This window comes from Asanoa siamensis, from assembly GCF_016862555.1.
GTDB lineage: Bacteria > Actinomycetota > Actinomycetes > Mycobacteriales > Micromonosporaceae > Asanoa > Asanoa siamensis.
Genome location: NZ_BONE01000026.1, coordinates 69607 through 91990, shown reverse-complemented (window position 1 = coordinate 91990; position 22384 = coordinate 69607). Strand labels below are relative to the sequence as shown.

25 protein-coding genes are annotated in these 22384 nt (G+C 72.8%); 12 read left to right on the top strand and 13 right to left on the bottom strand.

The genetic code is table 11. From position 1 onward, the window contains the following. Positions 1 to 57: 57 nt before the first annotated feature. Positions 58 to 1278, top strand: coding sequence for an EAL domain-containing protein (locus Asi02nite_RS17830; RefSeq protein ID WP_203714354.1), 1221 nt, complete (start codon positions 58 to 60; stop codon positions 1276 to 1278). A 33-nt stretch (positions 1279 to 1311) separates the two neighbouring features. Here the strand turns inward: Asi02nite_RS17830 and Asi02nite_RS17825 are convergent, their stop codons facing one another. Further along, the gene (locus Asi02nite_RS17825) at positions 1312 to 1830 is read right to left on the bottom strand and encodes a DUF6328 family protein (RefSeq protein ID WP_203714352.1); all 519 of its coding nucleotides are present in this window, start codon (positions 1828 to 1830) and stop codon (positions 1312 to 1314) included. Positions 1831 to 1913: 83 nt separating this feature from the next. On the opposite strand from Asi02nite_RS17825, the gene hrpB reads away from it, so the two are divergent. From hrpB to Asi02nite_RS17810, 3 genes are all read left to right on the top strand, one after another. After that, positions 1914 to 4313 (top strand): ATP-dependent helicase HrpB, encoded by a 2400-nt coding sequence (gene hrpB / locus Asi02nite_RS17820; protein WP_203714377.1) that lies wholly within the window; start codon positions 1914 to 1916, stop codon positions 4311 to 4313. Positions 4314 to 4396: 83 nt separating this feature from the next. Further along, entirely contained in the window at positions 4397 to 5794 is a 1398-nt protein-coding gene (locus Asi02nite_RS17815; protein ID WP_203714345.1) for a M1 family metallopeptidase, read from the top strand. Further along, complete coding sequence (locus tag Asi02nite_RS17810; protein WP_239126784.1) at positions 5791 to 6816, top strand: NAD(P)H-dependent flavin oxidoreductase; 1026 nt, start codon at positions 5791 to 5793, stop codon at positions 6814 to 6816. The genes Asi02nite_RS17815 and Asi02nite_RS17810 overlap by 4 nt, the downstream gene beginning before the upstream one ends. 158 nt (positions 6817 to 6974) lie before the next feature. On the opposite strand, the gene Asi02nite_RS17805 is transcribed toward Asi02nite_RS17810, so the two are convergent. Both Asi02nite_RS17805 and Asi02nite_RS17800 read right to left on the bottom strand, forming a co-directional pair. Further along, complete coding sequence (locus tag Asi02nite_RS17805) at positions 6975 to 7730, bottom strand: DinB family protein (protein ID WP_203714343.1); 756 nt, start codon at positions 7728 to 7730, stop codon at positions 6975 to 6977. A gap of 60 nt (positions 7731 to 7790) precedes the next feature. Continuing rightward, entirely contained in the window at positions 7791 to 8726 is a 936-nt protein-coding gene (locus Asi02nite_RS17800; protein ID WP_203714341.1) for an NAD-dependent epimerase/dehydratase family protein, read from the bottom strand. Positions 8727 to 8839: 113 nt separating this feature from the next. Between Asi02nite_RS17800 and Asi02nite_RS17795 the strand changes: the two genes are divergently transcribed. From Asi02nite_RS17795 to Asi02nite_RS17785, 3 genes are all read left to right on the top strand, one after another. Continuing rightward, positions 8840 to 9406, top strand: a complete 567-nt coding sequence (locus Asi02nite_RS17795; RefSeq protein ID WP_239126783.1) for a GNAT family N-acetyltransferase — start codon at positions 8840 to 8842, stop codon at positions 9404 to 9406. A gap of 94 nt (positions 9407 to 9500) precedes the next feature. Continuing rightward, entirely contained in the window at positions 9501 to 9884 is a 384-nt protein-coding gene (locus Asi02nite_RS17790) for a GrpB family protein (RefSeq protein WP_203714339.1), read from the top strand. A 101-nt stretch (positions 9885 to 9985) separates the two neighbouring features. Continuing rightward, complete coding sequence (locus Asi02nite_RS17785) at positions 9986 to 10807, top strand: PRC and DUF2382 domain-containing protein (RefSeq protein ID WP_203714337.1); 822 nt, start codon at positions 9986 to 9988, stop codon at positions 10805 to 10807. A 66-nt stretch (positions 10808 to 10873) separates the two neighbouring features. Here Asi02nite_RS17785 and Asi02nite_RS17780 read toward each other — a convergent pair whose 3' ends face one another. Beyond that, entirely contained in the window at positions 10874 to 11896 is a 1023-nt protein-coding gene (locus Asi02nite_RS17780) for a LacI family DNA-binding transcriptional regulator (protein ID WP_203714335.1), read from the bottom strand. A gap of 382 nt (positions 11897 to 12278) precedes the next feature. Then, on the bottom strand, positions 12279 to 12902 hold the full coding sequence (locus Asi02nite_RS17775) for a hypothetical protein (protein ID WP_203714333.1): 624 nt from the start codon (positions 12900 to 12902) through the stop codon (positions 12279 to 12281). A 159-nt stretch (positions 12903 to 13061) separates the two neighbouring features. Between Asi02nite_RS17775 and Asi02nite_RS17770 the strand changes: the two genes are divergently transcribed. The 3 genes from Asi02nite_RS17770 (at position 13062) to Asi02nite_RS17760 (ending at position 15519) form a co-directional block, all read left to right on the top strand. Continuing rightward, on the top strand, positions 13062 to 14264 hold the full coding sequence (locus Asi02nite_RS17770) for a cytochrome P450 (protein ID WP_203714331.1): 1203 nt from the start codon (positions 13062 to 13064) through the stop codon (positions 14262 to 14264). A 27-nt stretch (positions 14265 to 14291) separates the two neighbouring features. Then, entirely contained in the window at positions 14292 to 14495 is a 204-nt protein-coding gene (locus tag Asi02nite_RS17765; protein ID WP_308440161.1) for a ferredoxin, read from the top strand. A gap of 280 nt (positions 14496 to 14775) precedes the next feature. After that, the gene (locus Asi02nite_RS17760; protein ID WP_203714328.1) at positions 14776 to 15519 is read left to right on the top strand and encodes a methyltransferase domain-containing protein; all 744 of its coding nucleotides are present in this window, start codon (positions 14776 to 14778) and stop codon (positions 15517 to 15519) included. Here the strand turns inward: Asi02nite_RS17760 and Asi02nite_RS17755 are convergent. From Asi02nite_RS17755 to Asi02nite_RS17740, 4 genes are all read right to left on the bottom strand, one after another. Continuing rightward, the gene (locus Asi02nite_RS17755) at positions 15514 to 15963 is read right to left on the bottom strand and encodes a VOC family protein (RefSeq protein ID WP_203714327.1); all 450 of its coding nucleotides are present in this window, start codon (positions 15961 to 15963) and stop codon (positions 15514 to 15516) included. The genes Asi02nite_RS17760 and Asi02nite_RS17755 overlap by 6 nt on opposite strands. A 146-nt stretch (positions 15964 to 16109) precedes the next feature. Next, positions 16110 to 16469, bottom strand: coding sequence for a UBP-type zinc finger domain-containing protein (locus Asi02nite_RS42760; RefSeq protein ID WP_373312275.1), 360 nt, complete (start codon positions 16467 to 16469; stop codon positions 16110 to 16112). Between the two features lie 55 nt (positions 16470 to 16524). After that, positions 16525 to 16992 carry a hypothetical protein gene (locus Asi02nite_RS17745; RefSeq protein WP_203714324.1) on the bottom strand — a complete coding sequence of 156 codons (468 nt, stop codon included), beginning with the start codon at positions 16990 to 16992 and terminating at the stop codon, positions 16525 to 16527. Between the two features lie 17 nt (positions 16993 to 17009). Next, on the bottom strand, positions 17010 to 18251 hold the full coding sequence (locus Asi02nite_RS17740) for a beta-ketoacyl-[acyl-carrier-protein] synthase family protein (RefSeq protein WP_203714322.1): 1242 nt from the start codon (positions 18249 to 18251) through the stop codon (positions 17010 to 17012). A gap of 29 nt (positions 18252 to 18280) precedes the next feature. Between Asi02nite_RS17740 and Asi02nite_RS17735 the strand changes: the two genes are divergently transcribed. Then, entirely contained in the window at positions 18281 to 18859 is a 579-nt protein-coding gene (locus Asi02nite_RS17735; protein ID WP_203714320.1) for a TetR/AcrR family transcriptional regulator, read from the top strand. Between the two features lie 41 nt (positions 18860 to 18900). Here Asi02nite_RS17735 and Asi02nite_RS17730 read toward each other — a convergent pair whose 3' ends face one another. Beyond that, entirely contained in the window at positions 18901 to 19482 is a 582-nt protein-coding gene (locus tag Asi02nite_RS17730; protein WP_203714318.1) for a hypothetical protein, read from the bottom strand. A 163-nt stretch (positions 19483 to 19645) separates the two neighbouring features. On the opposite strand from Asi02nite_RS17730, the gene Asi02nite_RS17725 reads away from it, so the two are divergent. Next, positions 19646 to 19837: a hypothetical protein gene (locus tag Asi02nite_RS17725; RefSeq protein ID WP_203714317.1), complete on the top strand. Its 192-nt coding sequence runs from the start codon at positions 19646 to 19648 to the stop codon at positions 19835 to 19837. 60 nt (positions 19838 to 19897) lie between these two features. On the opposite strand, the gene Asi02nite_RS17720 is transcribed toward Asi02nite_RS17725, so the two are convergent. The 3 genes from Asi02nite_RS17720 to Asi02nite_RS17710 all read right to left on the bottom strand — a co-directional run bounded on the left by Asi02nite_RS17720 (position 19898) and on the right by Asi02nite_RS17710 (position 22372). Beyond that, the gene (locus Asi02nite_RS17720; protein WP_203714315.1) at positions 19898 to 20476 is read right to left on the bottom strand and encodes an RICIN domain-containing protein; all 579 of its coding nucleotides are present in this window, start codon (positions 20474 to 20476) and stop codon (positions 19898 to 19900) included. Between the two features lie 160 nt (positions 20477 to 20636). Further along, positions 20637 to 21413 (bottom strand): ABC transporter permease, encoded by a 777-nt coding sequence (locus tag Asi02nite_RS17715; protein WP_203714313.1) that lies wholly within the window; start codon positions 21411 to 21413, stop codon positions 20637 to 20639. Then, on the bottom strand, positions 21410 to 22372 hold the full coding sequence (locus Asi02nite_RS17710; protein ID WP_239126781.1) for an ATP-binding cassette domain-containing protein: 963 nt from the start codon (positions 22370 to 22372) through the stop codon (positions 21410 to 21412). The genes Asi02nite_RS17715 and Asi02nite_RS17710 overlap by 4 nt, the downstream gene beginning before the upstream one ends. Between the last annotated feature and the right edge of the window lie 12 nt (positions 22373 to 22384).

The window sequence follows — 22384 nt, the reverse complement described above, 5'->3', positions numbered from 1 at the left end:
GCGCGCGTGCCCCGGGTAGGCCCTACAGGGGTCGTTCGTCGACCCGGTGGGGGCGATGTGGTTGGCGTTGCCGAAGAGTTCGAACGGTTGATCGCCGGCCGGCTGGTGACGACGGTCTTCCAACCGATCGTGCGGCTGAGCCAGGGCGGGGCGGTCGCGTACGAGGCGCTCGTCCGTGGCCCTGCCGGCTCGCCGCTCGCGTCCGCGGACAGTCTACTGGAGCAGGCCTACCGCACCGGGCGGGTCAGCGAGTTCGACTGGGTCGCCCGGGCTTCCGCGTGCCGCGCGGCGCTCGCCGCCGGGCTCCCGCTCGACGTGCCCCTCTTCCTCAACATCGAGCCGCTCGCGCTCGACTCCGACTGTCCCGCGGACCTCAGCGATGACATCGAGCGCGCCTACCGCGACCTGACCATCGTGCTGGAGGTGACCGAGCGGTCGCTGGACCGCGATCCGGCGACGCTGGTCGGCGGTGTCGCACGGGTGCGGTCGGCCGTCGGGGGCCTGGCGGTCGACGACGTCGGCTCGAACCGGGCGACGCTCACGATGCTGTCCATTCTGGAGCCCGACGTCATCAAGCTCGAGGACCGGATCGTCCAGGAGGAACCGTCGGCGCACACCGCGGAGGTGCTCGAGTGTGCCTGGATCCAGGCCGAGCGTACGGGTGCGCTCCTGCTCGCCGAGGGGGTGGAGGAGCCCGGGCAGGTCGACATCGCCCGTGAGGTCGGCGCGACGCTGGTCCAGGGCTACCACCTCGGTGACCCCGGCCCGATCCCGCCCGACCCCCGGCCGACGGCCGAGCCGCTGCGCCTGCCCGACCGGCCACGATGGACGACCCGGACCCCGTTCGACGCCGCCGGAAGCGGGGTGCCGCACCGTTCGGGCGCGCGGCTGCTCGCCCGGCTCGCCGAGCGGATCGAGAAGGTCATGGCGGGCGAGAACGCCGGCGTGCTGCTGGCGCTGCTGCCGGACGCGGAGATGTTCGACGCGGCCCGCCGCGACCGGCTGGCGCGCCTGCGCCGGCGGGGAGTCCTGACCGGTGTGCTCGGGCGCGGCCTGCCCGTCGAGCCCGGCGACAACATCCGTGGCGGGCAGCGCGGCGTCGAGGAGCACCTGCGCGGCCAGTGGGCGACCGTCGCCCTCGGCCCGCACACGGCGGTCGCCCTGCTGGCCCGGGCGGCGACGGCGGGGGAGTACGAGTACATCGTGACCTACGACCGCGCGCGGGTGGAGGCGGCGGCCCGCTCGCTGCTCGGGCGGCTCGGACCGCGCGCGGTCTGAGCGCCGTACACGGCGAAGCGGGCCGGCCCACTCCTACGAGACCTGGTAGGGCTCCGGGTTCTCACGCCGCGTGTCGGTCTCGTCCTCCGTCTCGTCGGGCTCGCCCCAGTCGCGGCGCGACCACGGCAGGACCGCCCAGAACCCGATGAAGAACAGCCCCGTGAACGACGAGAGGACCAGCGCCACCGCCCACGGCAGGACGTAGTCCGTGATCAGCAGGACCGACGAGACCATCGCGATGAACATGAAGAACAGGCCGCCGGTCGCGACCTTGTGCGCGTACTTCACGAGCTCCGGCTTGCGGCCCTGGCGGAACAGCGCCCGGTGGAACGCGACCGGCGAGATGATCAGCGCGGTGGCGCAGGCGGCGGCGATCAGCGCGACCACGTACACGTCCTTCTGGAAGGCCGTCGCCCGCGGGAAGCCGTTGCTGAACGGCAACGTGAGCAGGAACGCGAACAGGATCTGCACGCCCGTCTGCGCGACCCGCAACTCCTGGAGCAGATCGCTGAAGTTGCGGTCCCACCTCTGCTTCTCGGTCTCGTGGACCATGACCTCCCCTTCGCCGCGGTGTGGAATCCGGGCTAAGTTCCCGAACGAGATTCGCACGAAACGTGATGCGGGATCATGGTGCGGTGCTGCCCGACGAACCCGACCTGCCGATCCGCCGCGTCCTGCCGTCCGTACGCGCGGCGCTCGACGACCGGGGCAGCGCCGTCCTCGTCGCCCCGCCCGGCACCGGCAAGACCACGCTCGTGCCGCTCGACCTGGCCGGGCACGGAAGGGTGCTCGTCGCCGAACCGCGCCGGCTGGCCACCCGGGCCGCGGCCCGCCGGATGGCCGCGCTGGTCGGGGAGAAGGTCGGGGAGCGCGTCGGGTACGCCGTGCGGGGCGACCGCCGGACCGGCCCCGACACCCGGGTCGAGGTGGTCACCACCGGGCTGCTGGTGCGCCGGCTGCAGCACGACCCGGCCCTCGACGGCGTCGACACGGTGATCCTCGACGAGTGCCACGAGCGGCACCTCGACTCCGACCTGGCGCTGGCGTTCTGCGTCGACGTGCGCGCCAACCTCCGTCCGGACCTGCGGCTGCTGGCCACCTCCGCGACCGCCGACACGGCCCGGCTGGCCGACCTGCTCGGCCGGACCGTCGTCGCCGAGGACGCCCTGCACCCGGTGGAGGTCGTCTGGGCGCCGCCGGCGAAGGTCGATCCGCCGCACGGGCTGCGGGTCGACCCGCGGCTGCTGGACCACGTGGCCGCGACCACCCGGCGGGCGTTCCGCAAGCGGGACGGCGACGTCCTCGTGTTCCTCCCCGGCGCCGGCGAGATCGCCGCGGTCGCCGACCGGCTGCGCGACCTGCCGGTGCGGTCGCTGCTCGGCCGGCAGGACGCCGCCGAGCAGGACGCGGTGCTGCGGCCGTCCGCCACCCGGCGGATCGTGCTGGCCACGGCCGTGGCGGAGAGCAGCCTGACGGTGCCGGGCGTACGCGTCGTCGTCGACGCGGGCCTCGCCCGGGTGCCCCGCACCGACCATGCCCGCGGCCTCGGGGCGCTGGTGACGGTGCCGGTGTCGAAGGCGGGCGCCGAACAGCGGGCGGGGCGGGCCGGCCGCGAGGCGCCCGGCGTCGTCTACCGGTGCTGGTCGGAGGCCGCGCACGACCGGCTGCCGGCGCGGCCCCAGCCCGAGATCGCGTCGGCGGACCTGACCGGCTTCGCGCTCGACCTCGCCATGTGGGGTGCGCCGGGTGGCGACGGGCTGGCGCTGCCCGATCCGCCGCCGGCCGGGCCGATGACGGTGGCGATCGAGACGCTGCGGGCGTTGGACGCGGTCGACGACGCCGGTCGGGTGACCGCGCGGGGGCGGCGGATCGCCGGCGTCGGCACCCATCCGCGGCTGGCGCGGGCCCTGCTCGACGGTGCGCCGGTGGTCGGCGCCGCCCGCGCCGCGTCCGTCGTCGCCCTGCTCGACCGGGAGAGCCCCGGCGAGGACCTGGTCGCGGGCTGGCGGCGGGTCCGCGACGACACGTCCTTCCAGCAGGAGGTACGGCGGTTGCGGGCGGATCTCGGCGCCTCGTCTTCCCCGGCGCGGCGGATGCCCGACGACCTCGCCGCCGGGCTGGTGGTCGGGCTGGCGTACCCGGAGCGGCTGGCCCGGGCGCGTGGTGCCGGCGGGTCCGCGTACCTGATGAGTGGCGGGACCGCCGCGGACCTCGCGCCGGGGTCGGCGCTGACGGGCGTCGCCTGGCTTGCCGTGGCCGCGGCGGACCGGCCGCCGGGGCGCGCGTCGGCCCGGATCCGGTCGGCGGTGGCGATCGACGAGGCGACCGCGCGGGAGGCCGGTGCCGCGTTGCTGCGCACGTCGGAGGAGGTCGCCTGGTCCGGCGGTGACGTGGTGGCGCGGCGGGTCGAGCGGCTCGGCGCGGTGCCGCTGGTCGAGCGTCCACTGTCGACCGTCTCACCGACCGTGGTGGCCGCCGCCCTGCTCGACGGGTTGCGGCGCGAAGGTCTCGGCCTGCTGCGGTGGGACAAGGGCGCGGTCGCGTTGCGGCAGCGGCTCGCGTTCGCCCGGCAGGCGCTGGGGGAGCCGTGGCCCGACGTGAGCGACGCGGCGCTGCTGGACGGTGCCTGGCTCGGCCCCGACCTGGTGGCGGCGCGGCGGCGGGCCGATCTGGGCCGCGTCGACGTGGCGGCGGCGTTGCGCCGGTTGTTGCCGTGGCAGCTCGCCGGGCGGCTGGACGCGGTGGCGCCCGAACGGGTCGCGGGGCCGGGGGAGCGGCGGTTGCGGGTCGACTACGCCGATCCTTCGGCGCCGGTGGTGGCGCTCAAGGTGCAGGAGGCGTTCGGCTGGCGGGACACGCCGACCGTGGCCGAGGGTCGCGTACCCGTGCTGCTGCACCTGCTCTCACCCGCCGGCCGGCCCGTGGCGGTGACCCGCGACCTCGCGTCGTTCTGGCAGAACGGTTATCCGCAGGTCCGGGCGGAGTTGCGCGGTCGGTATCCGCGGCATGCGTGGCCGGCCGACCCGACCGGCTAGTTCGGACTCGGACCGACGGTTCTGGAATTTTGTCGGTGGGTGGTGCGAGGATCGGCGCACCGCTCCCGACGAGGAGGATCGCCGTGCCGTCTGTCCTGTTGCGACGCGCCGTCACCGGTGCCGTCGCCGCGTTGACCGCGCTCGCGCTCGCCACCCCGGCCGCCGCCACCGGCGGCTCGACCATCGGTTCGCCGGGTCTGGGCGACCCCTACTTCCCGCTCGCCGGCAACGGCGGCTACGACGTGCGGCACTACTCGCTCGACCTCGACTACGTCCGGGCGGGCAACCACCTCGACGCCACCGCGGTGATCACCGCGCGGGCCACCCAGCACCTGAGCCGCTTCAACCTGGACCTGCGGGGCTTCACGATCAGCTCGCTGCGGGTCGACGGCGCGCCGGCCCGGTTCACCCGCGACGGCCAGGAGCTGGTGATCACGCCCAAGCGCGCGCTGCGGGCCGGGCGCACGTTCACCGTCCGGGTCGACTACGCGGGCCAGCCGACCGAGGTGATCGACCCCGACGGCAGCAGCGAGGGCTGGGTGACCACCGAAGACGGCGCGTTCGTGGTCAACGAGCCGCAGGGCTCGCCGGGGTGGTACCCGGCCAACGACAACCCGCGCGACAAGGCCACCTACGACTTCGCCGTGACCGTGCCGACGGGGATCACGGCGATCGGCAACGGCAAGCTGGTCTCGAAGCGCGACCACAAGGGCAAGACGACGTGGCGCTGGCGGGAAGACTCGCCGATGGCGCCCTACCTCGCGACCGTCACCAACGGCGTGTTCGAGCTGCGGGTCAGCCGGGTCGGGCGGATCCCGCTCTACCACGCGGTCGACCCGGCCGAGGTGCCCAAGGGCGCGTTCGAGCGGCTGGGTGCCGAGGCCGAGGTGATCACGTTCTTCTCGAAGCTCTACGGGCCTTACCCGTTCAGCAGCGGCGGCGGGGTCGTCGACCACGCGCCCGAGGTGGGTTACGCGCTCGAGTCGCAGACCAAGTCGCAGTACGACGAGACGCCCGGCGCGGGCACCGTCGTGCACGAGATCGCCCACCAGTGGTTCGGCAACAGCGTGACGCTGACGGTCTGGCAGGACATCTGGCTCAACGAGGGCTTCGCGGCCTTCTCCGAGTGGATCTACGACGAGAAGCACGGCGGCCCGACCGCGCAGCAGTCGTTCGACGAGCTGTACGCCCGCGCGCCGACGCACTCGCTGTGGCAGCGGCCGCCGGCCAACCTGGGCGGTCCGGAGGTCATGTTCAGCGCACCGGCCTACGACCGCGGCGCCATGACCCTCCAGGCGCTGCGGGTCAAGATCGGTGACAAGAGGTTCTTCGGCCTGCTCCGCGACTGGTACGCCCACAACCGCGACGGCAACGTCACCACCGCCGACTTCGTCCGCCTGGCGGAGCGGCGCAGCGGCCAGCAGCTCGACGCGTTCTTCCAGACGTGGCTCTACACGCCCGGAAAGCCGACGACCTGGTGACGTCCCTGGCCCAGCTCGGCGCCGCCCTACCCGTGGTGGCGGCGCCGCTGGCCGGCGGCGCCGGCACGACCGACCTGGTCGTGGCCGCGGGCCGCGCGGGCGCGCTGGGCTTCCTGGGCGCCGGCTACCAGGCGCCCGCGGCGCTCGCGGCCGACCTGGCCACGGTGGCTGCCGCGGGTGTGCCGTTCGGGGTCAACCTGTTCGCCCCGAACCCGACGCCGGTCGACCCGGCGGCCTACGCCGCCTACGCGGCGCTGCTCGCGCCGGAGGCGGCCCGCTTCGAGGTGGCGCTGCCTCCGACACCGTCGGACGACGACGACGCGTGGCAGGCCAAGGTCGACCAGCTGGTCGCCCACCCGGTGCCGCTGGTGAGCTTCACCTTCGGCCTGCCACCCGCGCGTGACCTGGCGCGCCTGCGCCGCACGGGAGCGCTGCTGGCGCAGACGGTGACGACACCGCTGGAGGCCCGCGCGGCGGCGTCGGCGGGCGTGGACGCGCTCGTGGTGCAGGCGGCGGCGGCCGGCGGCCACTCGGGCACGTTCACCCCGGACCGCCCGGTGCGGCCGGTGCCGCTGCCCGACCTGGTCGCGGCGGTGCGCGCCGAGGTGGCCCTACCGCTGATCGCGGCGGGCGGCGTGGGCACGGCGACCGACGTGGCCGCGGCGTTGTCGGCGGGCGCCACGCTGGTAGCGGTGGGCACGGCGCTGCTGCGATCCGACGAGGCAGGCACGACGGCCACGCACCGCGCGGCCCTCGCGGACCCGACCCGCACGACCACGGTGGTGACGAGATCGTTCACGGGCCGCCCGGCCCGCGGCCTCCGCAACACCTTCATCGACCGCTACGACGCGGCGGCGCCTTCGGGCTACCCGGCCCTCCACCACCTGACCCGCCCGATCCGCCGCGCGGCCGCGGCGAACGGCGACCCGGAACGCCTGCACCTGTGGGCGGGCACGGGCTACCGCCACACCAGGGAGGCCCCAGCAGCCACAATCCTGACCGGCCTTTCCGCAGACGCCTGACCCCCCGCCGGCGACGTCCCGACCGCGCCGCCGCCCGCCGGCGGCGTCTCGGGCCGGGCGGTGGCGGCGTTGTGGCCCTGGCGGGCCGCGCGGTGGCGGCGTTGTGGCCCTGGCGGGCCGCGCGGTGGCGACGTCCTGGCCCGCCCCGGCCGCCCGGTTCAGGCGCGGGCTTCGAGCACCGCGAGGTCGCGGACCGCGTAGCGGTGGTGTTCCGCCTCTTCCTTCAGCACCACCTTGAGGCAGCGACGCACTACGTACTCCTGGTCCGGGTATGTGTCCCCGGGCTTGCGACCACACACCCGGTCGAGTTCTGCCTCCGTGAGCCCGTCGACCACCCGCCGCATCGTGGCCATGCGGGCCTGGCGCGGTGCGAGGACCTCGTCGAGCGTCGGGGTCGCATCGAGGGTGAGCCCGAGCTTCGCCGACGCCTCCGGCGGCATGCCGCCGGGCGGAAGGCCCAACGGGTGCAACGGCGTGTCCTCCTCGAGCACCGCGTTGCCGAGCCAGGCGTCGCCCGCCATCAGCAGGTGCCGCTGCGTCTCGACGAACGACCACTCGCCGTCGACGCGCTCGTGCAGGGTCGCCTCCGGCAGGAGTCTCGCGCGGTCGAGCGTCGCCGCCCACTGTGCCTCGATCGCGTCCCATGCCGCCCGGTAGTCGGCGGGGGACGCCGCCTCGCGTGCCAGTGCCCGCGTGGGATGCTGGCGGTCGAGCTCGGACTCGACGTACGCGGTCACGTCGACGTCGTTGACGACCAGCCGTGCGAAGTCGCCGCCGAGGTAGACGTCGCCGCCGTAGCAGTCCACGATCTTCAGGCCCGTGACCTCGCAGTCGCGGATCTCGAGGCCGGCCAGGTCGGACAGGTGGATGCGGGCACCACGGAACTGGTCGGTCTGGACGTACGCGTCAGCCATCGGGACAACCTCCCGCACCCGTCCCGCGCGCGTCAATGGGTGCCGCAGGCCGCGGCAACCTCACCCCGCGAACTCGCGCCTGAATCCGTCCCGCCACGTCGGGTACGAGGGCTTCCAGCCGAGCTCCCGCGAAGCCTTGGCGTTCGACGAACCGCGTACCTTCGTCATCATCGAGACGCCGTGCTCGCCGATCAGCATCTTGGCCAACCAGACCGGCACCCGCATCGGCGCCCGCGCCCCGAGCACGTTCGCCACGTACGGCAGCCACTCGCGGACCGGCACCGGTTCGTCGTCGACGATGTTGTAGACCCCGGTCCGGTCGCTTTCGATCGCCAGCACGGTCGCCCGCGCCGCGTCGTCGATGTGGATGAACGACCAGACGCCCGTGCCCGCGCCGACGACCGGCAGCCTGCGCTTGGCGATCATCTCCGCCATCTCGCCGCCCTTGCCCAACGTGTTGTCCGGGCCGTAGAAGCTGCCGTAGCGCAGCACGATCCCCTCGATGCCCGGGGTGTGCGGCACCGTCGCCTCGATGTGGCGGATCGCGGCCAGCGACTCGCGCGACGCCCGCGTCGGCGTCGGGTCCAGCGGGTCGGCCTCCGTCTTGACCGGGCCGCCGGTCCGCGCGTTGCTCCAGCCCGTGTAGCCCTGCGCCACGAACCTGCGCGCCCCCGCCGCGACCGCCGCGTCCAGCAGGATGTCGAGCCCGCGCGTACGCAGCACGTTCGTCTGCTGGAAGAACCTGTCGAAATGCTTGAGATCGAACGTCCCGCTCAGCGCCGTCAACTGGTGCACGACCACGTCCGGCGCCGCGTCGCGCACGGCCGCGCGCACGGCGTCCCGGTCGAGCGGGTCGAGCACGACGGCGGTGGCGCCCAGCCGCTCCGCCTTGGCGGCATCCCGGGTCGTCGCGAACACCTCGTGGCCGCGGGCCACGAGCATCGGCACCAGGCGGCGGCCCAGCGCTCCGGTTCCACCTGCGATCAGAATCCTCATGTGCGGTGGACGAGGCACCGGCCGCGGCTGTGACCGCCGGAGCGGGGGAACCGGACATGACGGGCGTCACAGGCCGGGTCGCCGCGCCGCCGGCGGTGAGCGAGACTGCGGTCATGACGTTGACGACCCGGATGCTGACGCCGGAGACGTGGGACGGCTTCGCCGCGCTGGTCGAGGCCAACAACGGCGTCTGGGGCGGCTGCTGGTGCATGGGATTCCACCCGGAAGGGGTGGGCGCCGGGCACACCCCCGAGGGCAACCGCGAGGCGAAGCGCCGGCACGTCGAGCGGGGGACGGTCCACCAGATGCTCGTGTACGACGGTGACCGCTGCGTCGGCTGGTGCCAGTTCGGGTCACCGGCGGAGCTACCCAACATCAAGAACCGCGGGGTGTACGAGCGCGGCGCGCAGGACCCGCCGGACTGGCGGATCGGGTGCGTCTTCACCCACGCGAAGGACCGCGGCCAGGGTGTCGCCGCCGCGGCGGTCGGGGCCGTGCTCGAGGAGATCAAGCGGGCCGGCGGCGGCGTGGTCGAGGCCTACCCGGAGCAGACGGAGGAGCGCCCCCCGCAGCGCGGCGCCTACCTGCACACGGGGCCGGAGGAGCTCTACACGCGCTACGGCTTCACCCGCGTACGCAGGATCGCGAAATGGCGCTGGGTCTTGCGCGCCACGGTCTGATCCGGACGGTCCAATGAGGACCGCATGCGGTGGTCGGTAGAACGGTCACGCCGGAGTTCGCGCGCCGGCGCGGTGCGTGCGGCAGTGTGGCGGCATGACCGACGAGCGGATCGACATCATGGTCGGGGTCCGCGACCTCGACACGACACGACCGTGCATCGAGATGCTGGCCGGACTCGACTACCGCTACGCGCCGTACCGAAGCGATGTCATGCACTGGTTCTGCAAGCCGACCCCGGCCCGCCGCACGCACCACCTGCATCTCGTGCCGACCGGCTCCGCCCGGTTCGGCGACGTGCTGGCGTTCCGCGACTACCTCCGGACGCACCCCGACGCCGTCCGCCGCTACGAGGACCTGAAACGGCGACTCGCCCGCGAGCACGCCGGCGATCGCGACGCGTACACCGAAGGCAAGAGCGTCCTGGTCGCGGCGCTGACCGCCGACGCCCGCCGGTGGCGCGGGGACATTCAACCCTGAACGGCCTTGCCATGTATGACGTTTAGGAAAATTCCCCATCGTCTCCGCAAAAGGTGGTTTTTCGCAGATCGCGGGTACCGGCGGTGAGAGAGGAGTTGGACATGATCACCAGTCAAGACGCCGCCAAGCTAGCCGGCCGCGACGTGTACGGGAGTAATGGCGACAAGATCGGGACCGTTGGGCATGTCTGGGGCGACCCTTCCGGCGCTCCGGCGTGGGCCAGCGTGAAAACCGGGATGTTCGGGGCGAAGGAGTCGATGGTTCCGCTCGCCGAGGCCAACCTGCGCCGGGGGCGCCTGATGGTGCCGTTCAACAAGTCACAGGTGAAGGACGCGCCCCGGATCGACGGGACCAGCACCGAACCGCTGCAGGCCAACGAGTTCGCCCGCCTCTACGACTACTACGGCGAGCCGGGATCGAGCGTCCAGGGTAGACCGGCCGACGCCGGCGCGGGCTCGTTCGGCGACATGGACCGGTCGCGGTCGACGTCGAGCGCCGGCTACAGCGCCGACGACGTGATCGAGGACCCGGCGCTGTCCGAGGGCTTCCTGACCCGGTCGGAGGAGCGGCTCTCCGTCGGCACGGAGCGCGACCGCATCGGCGTCGCGCACCTGCACAAGTACGTGGTGACCGAAGAGCAGCAGATGACCGTGCCGGTGTCCCACGAGGAGGTCCGCCTGGTCCGCGAGCCGATCACCCAGGAGAACTGGGCGTCGGCGGCCCGCGGTGCGCAGTTCGCCGAGGCCGACCTCGACATCGAGCTCTACGCCGAGCGCGCGGTCATCAACAAGGAGACCATCCCGGTCGAACGGGTGCGGGTGGTCAAGGAGACCGTGACCGAGCAGCAGACCGTCCGCGGTGAGCTGCGCAAGGAGCACATCGAGGCGGCCCTGCCGAACGAGGAGAAGCGTGACCTGAGCTGAGCGTACGGACCGGTCCGCACGCGGGTCGGGGCACCAACGCTCCGACCCGCGCGCGGGCGGCCGTGTTCAGCCGGCCCCCGGCGGCGCGGTGCTGCCGCGCTCGATCAGCTGGGTGGCCAGTTCGATGCGGGTCGACTCGAGGCGCTCCCCGTTGACGATCCGCAGCAGGGTGCGCGCCGCCGCCACGCCCATCTCGTGCAGCGGCTGGCGCACGGTGGTCAACGGCGGCGCGGTCCACTCCGCGAAGTTGAGGTCGTCGAAACCGACCACGCTGACGTCGCCGGGGATCGTGCGGCCCGCCCGGCGTACCGCCTCGTAGACGCCGGTCGCCTGTTGGTCGCTGCCCGCGAAGATCGCGGTCGGTGGCTCGGCCGAGGCCAGCAGCGACTGCGCGCCGCGCAGCCCGCCCTCGTGCATGAAGTTGCCGTAGCGGACCAAAGCGCGGTCCGAGTGGAGCCCCGCCGACTCCAGCGCCGCGCGGTAGCCGGCGATCCGCGCCCGCGTGCACTGCAGGCGCTCCGGGCCGCCGATCGCCGCGATCCGCCGATGGCCCAGCGCGATCAGGTGCTCGGCGGCCGCGTACCCGCCCGCGAAGTTGGTCGCGCCGATCGACGGCACCTCGGGCGGCGGCTGGTCGACGCCGTCGACGACCACGATCGGCAGCCCGCGGCGGTCCAGGTCGGCCCGCTGACGACCGGTCAGCTCCGAGAGGACCAGGATCGCGCCGAGCGACCCGCGGGCCAGCGCCGAGTCGACCCAGCGGCGGGTCAACGACTGGCGATTGTGGACGGTCGACACGACCAGGGCGTGGCCCGCCGCCTCGAGGACCTCCTCGACGCCCGAGAGGATCTCCAGGCCCCAGACGCTGTCGAGGTCGTTGATGACGAGGTCGACGAGGTCGCTGCCGCGGCCGGCCCGGCGGACCGCGCGGGGCCGGCGGTAGCCGCGGTCGGCCAGCAGCTTCTCGACCCGGCTGCGGGTGGCGGCCGACACGTCCGTGTGCCCGTTGAGGACCTTGGACACCGTCGAGATCGCGACGTTGGCCTCCTTGGCGATCTCCGCCATGGTCGGCCGCCCGGTGCCTGCCATAAGTTTCGAAAACCTTCGATGCGGTGGGTGTCCGGGCACCGTACACCCCTTGTTCGCGAAGCGAAACAGGTCTCGAAACTCGGGCGGACCCGCCATGGTCGGCGGCGGCGGGCGGGGTGACTCTTGGACTCCACCTGTCTGGAGGAGCCTGGAACTCGGTCTCGCCCTCCCCACCGCCGGGCCGCAGACCTCGCCGGAGACGATCGTCAAGGTCGCGGGAGGCCGAACGTCTCGATACGCCGCCGTGTGGACGTTCGGGCGGCACCCTGGAGCCGGCCGATGTGGACGAGTGGCTCGGGCTGCTCGGTGAGGTGATCGAGGCGGCCCGCCGCCTCGGCGTCCTGGCGGCGTAAGCGGTCAGGAAGGCGTACGACAGATCCCGCTACTGTGGATGCCGCCGGCTGGGCGCTTTTGGCGCCAGCGGAGCCAGGGCCAACCAGAGGCACAGGGCGCCCAGTCCTTCGAGGAGCCGGAGCGCGCCGTCCGTGAAGCGGCCCGAGACCATCAGGACAATGCCGAGCACGACCAGCGATGCCTGCCACGCGGCGGCGGTCCGGCGGATCGCGGCGTGGACGACCAGCGCCAGCAGGCCGACGAAGAGCAGCATCGGGCCGACAGTGAAGAAGACCGGTTCGACGCCCGGGGTGGCGAACACCGTGTCGTAGAGGCGGTCCATCGCGGCGTCGTCGGCCGCGCGGAAACCGACGACCAGGTCTATCACCATCTGTACGACCAGGGTCGCCGCGCCGACGAGGGCGACGGTGAGACCGACGCGCGCGACGGGTGTGCCGCCCACGAGGCGGAACAGGCCGTACGCGGCCGCTCCGAAGAGGACGAAGCTGACGATCCAGAGCACGTGGGCGACGTCCCAGCCGAGGCTCGGGCCGGAGCCGGCGAGACGCATGATCACCCAGCCGCTCAGCCAGACGAGCGGTGCCGCCACCAGCCCGACGGCGGGCAGCGTGACCGGACGCGCCACGGGCGATTTGATCATTCTCGATGTCATGGGTCGACACTATGGAGCGCCGGCCGCCGTGCGTATCGGTGGTGCCCCGGACCGTGCCCCCACTCCGCGCCCCGTAGGGTGCCGAAGTCGCGCGTACCCCTCGCATTGATGTTTATCGTCGTCTAGATTGGGGCTGTCCAACCAGACGGGGAGGTTGAGATGACGCTGCAGGACGACGCCCTGGCACTTCCGCTGCCGCCGGCACCCAGCATCTACCATCCGACGCCGCGCCTCGCGGAGCTGCGCGCCAACCGGCCGGTGGCCGAGGTGACCTTCCCGGACGGCTCGACGGGTTGGCTGGTCACGCGCTACGCCGACGTGCGCCAGGTGCTGATCGACCCGCGGTTCAGCCGGGCCGCCGCGGCGGGCTCGGCCGCCTCGGACACGGGCATCGCCCTGGTCGCCACCGACTCGATCCTCGGCATGGACCCGCCCGAGCACACCCGCCTGCGCCGCCTCGTCGCGGGCGCGTTCACCGCCCGCCGGGTCGAGGAGCTGCGCCCGAAGGTCACCGCGCTCGTCGACACGCTGCTCACCGACGTCGCCGCCCGCCCGCGCCCGGTCGACCTGGTCGAGCACTTCTCGCTGCCGCTGCCGGTGCGCGTCATCTGCGAGCTGCTCGGTGTGCCGCCCGAGGACCAGCACGTCTTCCACGCCTGGTCCGACACGATCATGTCGGACGCGGGCGGCGATCCGGCCGAGATCAGGGCGGCGATGGGCAACCTCGCGGTCTACTTCGGCAAGCTGATCGCCGACAAGCGGGCCACGCCGGCCGACGACCTCATGACCGCCCTCATCGCGGCCCGTGGCAACCAGGACAGGCTGACCGAGCAGGAGCTGGTCAACCTCTGCTTCGGCCTGCTCATCGCCGGGCACGAGACCACGGCCAACCAGATCAACATGTTCCTGCTGACGCTGCTGCACTTCCCGGAGGAATACGCGCGGCTGGCCGGGTCGCCCGAGCTGGTCCCGCAGGCCGTGGAGGAGCTGATGCGCTTCGTCCAGCTCGGCGAGGGCGCCGGCCTGCCACGGGTCACCACGGAGGCGGTCGACCTGAGCGGCGTCACGATCCCCGCGGGCGCGGTCGTGCTCACCTCGATGGCGGCGGCCAACCGCGACGAGTCGGTCTTCGCCGACGCGGACCGGCTCGACCTGTCCCGCGAGATCACCCAGCACCTCGGCTTCGGCGCGGGCGCGCACCACTGCCTGGGCGCGCAGCTTGCCCGGATGGAGCTGCAGGAGGCGCTGCGCGGCCTGTTGCGGCACCTGCCCGACCTGCGGATCGCGGTGCCCGACGCGGAGTTGCGGTTCAAGACCGGGATGATCGTACGCAGCCTGCAGAGCCTCCCGGTGACCTGGTAGGGCGTCGGTCCGATGTGGAATGTCGCGGTGTCCCCGGCGTGTATCGGGTCCGGCGTGTGCGCGGGCAGCGCGCCGGGCCACTTCGCGATCGGCGCCGACGGCCGCTCGCACCCACCGGCGACACCGGTGGACCCGGACGACGCGATCCTCGGCGCGGCGGCCTCGTGCCCGATGGAGGCGATCACGGTGACCGACGCCGACACCGGCACTCATGTGGACCCCTTCATCTGAGGAGGAAGCCTCTGGGTCGGGGTGACGACGGGTCTGATCGTCTGGGTCGCGGACTACGTGCTCAGGAGTCGGGCTTCCCCGCCCGCCCCGCGGGCCGGGTGGGCGCGCGCCTCCGTTGCGCGGTCGGTTCGACGATCGATGCCGGCCGGGGGCTGTGACCTCGGGCCTTCGTCTCGGCCGGTTCATGCGCTTCGGCGTGCCCCCAACGAACTGCCCCGCGCTGTGGGGCTCCGTGGCGTGACCCGCGGATTCCGGTTGACGGGCTCGGGAGGATGGTGACGTGCGTGCGTTCGAAGACCTGGTTGACGAGGCTGCCACCGTCGACGTGTCCTGGAGCTTCGACTGGCTCGACGGGCGGGCCACCGAGGAGCGGCCGCCGTGGGGCTACGCGCGGCTGCTTGCCGAGCGTCTCGGCCGGGTCGGCTCCGCCCTCGACATCGACACCGGCGGTGGCGAGATCATCGCCGAGGCGCCGCGGCTCCCCGACCGCATGGCCGCCACCGAGGGCTGGGCGCCGAGCGTCGCCCGCGCCCGACGGTTGCTCGGACCCAGAGGCGTCGACGTCGTCGCCGTCGAGCCCGGACAGCCCCTGCCGTTCCCCGACGGCAGCTTCGAGTTGGTGAGCAGCCGGCACCCGGTGAGCCCGGACTGGCCCGAGATCGCCCGCGTGCTCGCCGCCGACGGCACCTACTTCGCCCAGCACGTCGGCCCCGCGTCCGCGTACGCGCTGATCGAATGGTTTCTCGGCCCGTCCGACCGCACGGGGCGTGATCCGCAGCGGGAGGCCGCGGCGGCCCGGGCGGCGGGGCTGCGGGTCGTCGACCTGCGCACGGCCCGCTGCCGCATGGAGTTCTTCGACGTCGGCGCGGTCGTCTACATCCTGCGTACCTGCGTCTGGTGGGTGCCCGGCTTCACCGTCGACCGCTACCGCGAGCGCCTCGCGCGGCTCGACGCCCACATCCGGTCACACGGCTCGTTCGTCGCGCACTCCACGCGTACGCTGATCGAGGCCACACGGTCATGAGCCGGGTGCGCGACCCGGCAGGCGCGTCGTGACCTCCTGCAGCGTGAAACCGTTGCCGTCAGGGTCGGTGAACGTGGCGTACGAGGCGTAGCTGTTGCGGTCCGGGTCCGGCCCCGCGATCCGGGCCGAAGGATCGAACACGCTGGCCGCGCCACCGTGGAACACCTCCGTCACGTCGACCCCGCGCTTGGCGATCTCCTCGCGGGCGGCGACGATGTCGGGGGTCGCCAGCTCCAGGTGGCGCAGCGACCCCGCCGGCGCCGGCATCGGCAGGCCGAACACGATCGACGCGTGACCTTCGCCGGTCGGCGTGACCTCCACGATGCGCGAGTCGCCGTCCTTGATGTCGACGTCGACGCGCCAGCCGAGTGTGTCGCGGTAGAACGCCACCGACCTGTCGACGTCCGCCACCGGAATGCTGACAACCTCAAGATTCACGTTCATGGCATGCTCCCCCGTCCGCGCGCCATCGCATCGCGGATCTCGGACTGCAAACCAGCCTAGTCCGCCCCCGGGCGCCCGGGGCGGCTAGCGCGAGAACTACTCAACAGGCAAAAATTCGAGTACGGACACGGTCCGAAGTGGAGCGTTCAGCCGAGCAGCTCGTGCGGATAGCACCAGCGCCACGACTCGCCGATCTCGGCCGACTGGATCACCGGATGGCCGGTCTGGTGCGCGTGCTTCGTCGCGTGCCGCGGCTGGGACGAGTCGCAGCAGGCGACGTGCCCGCAGGTGAGGCAGACCCGCAGGTGTACGACCGGCTCGTCGGTCGGCAGGTGGTCCTCGCAGGCGGTCGGCCGCCCCACGTCCCGCGCCGGCTCGGCGTCCAGATGCTCACACAGCTCCGGCTGGTAGACGGGTAGCTGCCCGGACCGGACGAGCTGGCGGAACAGCCGTAACGGCTTGTCGCGCCGCTCGTCGTCGGGCTCGCCACGGTGGCGCCTCAGCACGATGTCGCTCCCACCCGGCCAACGTACAGCGATCTGCCGGGAATGTCGGTTCGGCTCACTCGGCGTGCTCCGCGAGCTCGGTGGCCGCCCGTTCCAGCCGCGCCGCGAACGTGGCCGGCGCGACCAGGTGCGCGACCAGCAGAGTGGCGTGCCGGGCGGCGACGTCCGGCTTGACGGGCGCCTCGTCGGGGTCGGTCTCGAGCACCCCGAGGGCGCCCGCGAGCAGCAGCAGGACGACCTGCGGGTCGACCTCCGGCTGCCACGCCCGGGCGCCGGTCACCACGGCGGCCAGCGTGTCCCGGATGTCGTCACTGGCCAACCCGTCGGGGTGGCCCTCCTCCAGCGCGTGCCGGACGACGGTGCCGAGCAGGAGACCCGTCTGGGCCGGGTCGTACGCGGCCAGCCGCGCGACGGCCGCCTCGAACCCGGCCGCGTCCTGGTCGCCGGCCGCGGTCACGGCGTCGGCCGCCGCGTCCGCGATCGGCCGGGCGACCGCCGGCACCGCACTCCATCGCTGTCCCACGTCAGCGACCCTACCGGTCAGGCCGGGGTGAAGATCACGCTGACGTTCTGGCCGCCGAAGCCGAAGGAGTTGCTCAGGACCGGGCCCGGGCGGGTGGTGCGGGTCGCGCCGGCCACGACGTCGAGGTCGACCGCCGGGTCCCGCTCCGCGAGGTTGAGCGTGCGCGGCACCACACCGTGCGTGGCCGACAGCAGCGCGACGACGCCCTCGACCGCGCCGGCCGCGCCGACGAGGTGGCCGATGTTGGACTTCGGCGCGGTCAGCACCGTGCCGGGGCCGAGCGCGGCGGCGATCGCGGCCGCCTCGCCGACGTCGCCGACGACGGTGGACGTGGCGTGGCAGTTGACGTGCACGATGTCGCCCGGCTCGAGGCCCGCGTTCGCCAGCGCGCGCCGGATCGCGCGGATCTGTCCGGCGCCGGTCGGGTCAGGACCGGTGATGTGGTACGCGTCGGAGGTGATCCCGAAGCCGGCCAGCCGGCCCAGCACGGTGGCGCCGCGGGCGGCGGCGAAGTCGGCCCGCTCCAGGATCATCGCGCCGGCACCCTCGCCGAGCACGAAGCCGTCGCGGCCCGTGTCGAACGGGCGGGACGCGGCCGCGGGGTCGTCGTTGCGGCGGCTGAGCGTACGCGCCTGGGCGAAGCCCGCGATCGTCAACGGGTTGATGGCCGCCTCGGCGCCACCGGCGATGACCACGTCGGCCTCGCCGTCACGGATCATCCGGGCGCCCAGGGCCAGCGCCTCGGCGCCGGACGCACAGGCGGACACCGGCGTGTAGACGCCCGCGCGGGCGCCGTACTCGATGCTGACCCAGGCCGCCGGGCCGTTGGGCATCAGCATCGGCACGGTCAGCGGGGACACCCGGCCGGGGCCGCGCTCCTCGATGAGGTCGTCCTGGTCGAGCAGCGTGCCGACGCCGCCGATGCCGGTGCCCATCGCGACGGCCAGCCGCTCGGGATCGACCTCGGGCGTGCCGGCGTGCTGCCAGGCCTCGCGGGCGGCGACGAACGCGGCCTGCTCGGCCCGGTCCATCCGGCGGGCCTGCACCCGGGTGAGGGCGTCGGCGGGGGAGACCGCCATGGGTGCGGCGATCTTCGCGGGCAGGTCGTCGGCGAACGGGTACGCGGCGACGAGGTCGTCGATCCGGCGCACGCCCGAGCGGCCGTCGAGCATGCCCTGCCAGAGGGCTGCGACGTCGCCGCCGAGCGGGGTCGTCGCGCCCAGACCGGTGACGACGACGTCGGCTGGGGTGGTGGACATGACTTAGTTGTATCGCATACAACTTAGGGGTGTCCACCGCGGTGCCACCGAGATCACGGGGACGGCGCACCCGTGCGCTGATCCTCGACAAGGCCGTCGAATTGTTCGCCTCACGGGGGTTTGACCGGGTCAACGTGGCCGAAATCGCCACGGCCGCGGGTGCCCACCCCAACCAGATCACCTACTACTTCGGCTCCAAGGACGCCCTGTTTGTTCACGCGGCGTTCCTGATGCTGTTGCGCGACGCGGCCCGCCTGGAGCCGATCGGCCGCCGCCAGCGCACCCCGGCGGCGTTCCGGTCGGCCCTGGCCCGCACGGCACTGGCGCTGCCGTCACTACCCACGGTGGTCGAAGCGATGTCCATCACCCGCCGCCGGCCGGAGTTGCGGCCGTTGGCCGAGCAGAACCTGACGGTGCTGTTCCGCCAGGCTGAGCATTACCTGGCCGCGATCCTGGCGCGCCGGGGTTGGGTCGTCGACCGCACGCCCCAGGTCGAGGCCCGCACGTTCTGGAGCGCGGTCCTCGGCGCCCGCCTGATCGCCGAGTCGGGCTACCCGGGCACCTCCTCCGACGTCGACGTGGCCGGCGTCCTCACGGTCCACGGGTGAGGACGCGACGGCGGAGGACTCGTGTCACGTCCGTTCGCCGGTCACCCTTCCGGCGCCAACGCTCTCTCCGGGGTCGGACCGGTCCAGAGGAAGGAGTCGTGCCGGACCCGTTGGATGAGCCTGCTCGACGACACCGTCAGTGCGGCGCCAACCGTCCAGGCCAGCCAGTAGCTCACGGACGCGGCCGACGCCGGCAGGCTGGCGAGGTACGGGAACGCGCCGACCACAGCGAGTGCGCTGATCGCCGGAAACGAGATGAACAGCGGGTTCAGCACGCGGTAGCGGCGCGGTACCTCGCGATGTGCACGGAGCCATTCCTCCCAGCCGAGCCCGCCGGCTACGCGAGGGCTGAGCTCAGTTCTGATGTAGGTCGCGATGCTGAGGCACGCGTAACTGTGCGCCACGTGGCGGCCCGCCAGCATCACCGTCGTCAGCGGCAGGATCAACAGCACCGCGGCGCGGCCGGGACTCGACAGGGCGAGGCTGAACAGCGCGCCCCCGACCGTGAGCTGGATGGAGAGCAGTCCCTGCTGGCTGCTCTGCCGAGCCATGATCTCCGCGCGCAACGCGGTGAACTCAGCCACAGCCGCTTCATGGGATCGCGCGGTGTCGTCGTCAGGCATGGCCGCCCCAATCCGGCTCGAACCCTGTTCTCCAGATAATGACGTACCCGCGCAAAGCCGATGAGATCCAGACAAATACCCGACGGTACGTACGCCGTGGGCGGGCTGCGGCGGCGGGCACACCGCGTTCGCCGAGTGGCTCTTCCCCGCACGGCCCGAAGCGGTGGAGACCCGCCCGGTCGGCAGCGGTGTCGAGACGCGCTGGCGGGTGAGCGGGGTCGAGTACCGGGTCTTCACCGTCGCGGTCGGCGACGCGAGCTACGCGGTCCACGTCATGACCGGCAGCGACGAGGCCTTCCGGAAAGCCCTGCCAGCCTTCGTCCTCGCCCGCGACTCGCTGGCCTCGCTCGCCTGACGGACGGGCGAGGGCCCCCCTCGACTCGTCGAGAGGAGCCCTCGGCCCGCGGCCGCACACCTAGGGGCCGAAGATCCAGATGCCGTTGTGCCCGCCGTTGCAGTCGAAGGTGATCAGCGGGGCGTTGTCGGTGGCCTTGCTCTTCGTGGTGATGCACTTTCCGGTCATCTGGTTCCGGATGTAGTCGCCCTCGGTCGACCAGTTGACGATGATCTCCCAGACGTCGTTGTTGACGCCGTCGTACGTGCAGGTGGCGTTCACGATCGGGATGTTGTTGCCGCCGTCGGCGTTCTTGACCGCGAGGCGCTTGTCGTTGTGCACGTTGCCGTCGTTGCTGTAGGTGTGCTGCGGCTTGAGCCGGTACACGCCCGAGGTGCTCTCCCGCTCCAGGATGATCCGGTCGTTGTGCGGCGCCGGGTCGGTGTAGGGGGCCTGGATCATCGGGGCGGTGTTCCCGGTGGACGCGTTCAACACCGCCATCGCCTTGGTCAGGCCCACGTCCTTGGTGTGCTGGTTGTAGAACGGTCCGGTGTAGACGATGACCGGGGCGGCCGACGCGGGCGGGGCGACCCCGACCACGCCCGCGACGGCCGCCAGGACGACGGCGGCCGCCCAGCGCGCTGTTCTGGTGGTACGCACGACGCACTCTCCTTGTGTGGGAAGGCTTTCCGGCACCGTACGAAGGAGCGCCCCCAACAGCGCTTGATCCACACCCCCCGTGGCCGGCGCGCGCTGACCGGCGCCGCCGCCCGCCGTCCGGCACGAGACCGGCAGAAGCGCGGCGGGTTCTCCCGCGGCCTCAGGCGCCGCGGGGCCGGTTGTAGAGCGCGCGCGACCAGAAGAAGCCCACCGTGGCCAGCACCGCGCACCAGCCGACCGCCCACCACGCGCTGTCGCCGATGCCCGAGCCCATCAGCAGGCCGCGCAGCGTCTCGATGATCGGGGTGTACGGCTGGTGCTCCGCGAACCAGGCCACCCCGCCCGGCATCGAGCCGGTCGGCAGGAAGGCGCTCGAGATCAGGGGCAGGAACTGGAGGATCAGCGACAGGCTGTTGGCGCCCGCGACCGTCTTCGTGGCCAGGCCGAACGCCACCGCGATCCAGGTCAGCGCGAACGTCAGCATCGCGAAGACGCCCAGCGCCGCCAGGTACTCCAGCGGCGTCGCCGACGGGCGGAAGCCCAGGGCCAGCGCCACCCCGACGACCAGCACGACGCTCAGGATCGTACGCACCAGGCTGCCGACCACCTGGCCGGTGAGCACCGACATGCGGGCGATCGACATCGTCCGCAGGCGGGCGATGAGGCCCTCCTGCATGTCCTGGTTGACCTTGATCGCGGTGGCCGCGGTGCCGGTGCCGGCGGCCATCAGGATGATGCCGGGCGCGATGTAGTCGACGTAGCGGCCGCCGTCCGCCGGCAGGAAATCCGCGCCCAGCGCGTCGCCGAACACGCCGACGAAGAGCAGCAGGAAGAACGACGCGGTGCCGATGCCGCTGATCGTCATCATGGGGAACCGCACGGCGTGGGTGATGTCCCGGCGGAACAGGGTCACCGAGTCGAGGACGGTGGTGGTCATCGGACACTCTCCTTGGCGGAAGTCGCGGAAGTCGCGGAAGCCGCGGGCGTCGCGGTCAGGGCGAGGAAGACGTCGTCGAGGTCGGGGGTGTGCACGGCGAGGCCGTCGGGCTCGACCCGCTCGTTCGCGAGCCGGTCCAGCAGCGTGCGCAGCGACGACACCCCGCCGTCGCCGGGCACGTCGAGGGTGAGCGCGTCGTCGTCGCGCGTACCGTCGGTGAACCTCGCCGCGGCGAAGTCGAGACCGGCGGGGTCACTGAACTGCAGGCGTACGTGGCCGCCCGGCACCAGCCGCTTCAGCTCGGCCGGGGTGCCCTGCGCGACCAGCACGCCGCCGTTGAGCAGCGCGATCCGGTCGGCGAGCTGGTCGGCCTCCTCGAGGTACTGCGTGGTCAGGAAGATCGTCGTGCCCGCCGCCAGCAGCTCGCGGATGCACTGCCACATCGTGTGCCGGCTGCGCGGGTCCAGGCCCGTGGTCGGCTCGTCGAGGAAGATGATCCGCGGCGTGCCGACCAGCGTCATGGCCAGGTCGAGCCGGCGGCGCATGCCACCCGAGTACGTGGACGCGGGCCGCCCGGCCGCCTCGACCAGGTCGAAGCGCTCCAGCAGGTCGGCGACCCGCTGCCGGCCGGCCCGCTTGCCCAGGTGCCGCAGGTCGGCCATGAGCTGCAGGTTCTCCCGGCCGGTGAGGATGTTGTCGACCGCCGAGAACTGACCGGTGACGCCGATCGCCGCGCGTACCCCCTCGGGGTCCTTGGTCAGGTCGTGCCCGCCGACGATGATGCGGCCGGCGTCCGGGGCCTGCAGGGTGGTGAGGATCTCGACGGTGGTGGTCTTGCCAGCGCCGTTCGGGCCGAGCAGGGAGAACACCGACCCCTCGGCGACGTGCAGGTCGATGCCGTCGAGCACGGTGTGCTTGCCGTACGCCTTGCGCAGGCCGGACACCTCGATCGCGGTCATGGTCTCGATTCC